Here is a 266-nt window from a genome sequence, read left to right as displayed (position 1 = left end):
AGCCCGGCGAACTCATCATCGCTGCCCGGCTCTCCAGCCTGGCTGACGAAACGCCGGAGGGCCGGTCCATTGTGGACCTCGCCAACGACGCCGGCGTCAATGGCCCCGAGTTGGTCGATCTCCGGAACACTGCGGAGGAGATCACCATCGTGGAGTTCACCGCGAGCACACGGATGAGCGGCGTGGACCTGGATGGACGCCTGATCCGCAAGGGTGCGGCGTCCGCCGTCGAGGGTTTCGTCACCGAGGCAGGCGGACAGCTACCC

General features: G+C 66.9%; 1 pseudogene. It reads left to right on the top strand.

The window, feature by feature from the left end:
- A pseudogene (locus tag SCA31_RS23780) lies at positions 1-266 on the top strand (potassium-transporting ATPase subunit B); the annotation flags it as partial.

It is taken from the genome of Chryseobacterium sp. SIMBA_028, from assembly GCF_046535285.1.
GTDB lineage: Bacteria > Bacteroidota > Bacteroidia > Flavobacteriales > Weeksellaceae > Chryseobacterium.
This window is presented reverse-complemented; position numbering and strand designations above follow the sequence as displayed.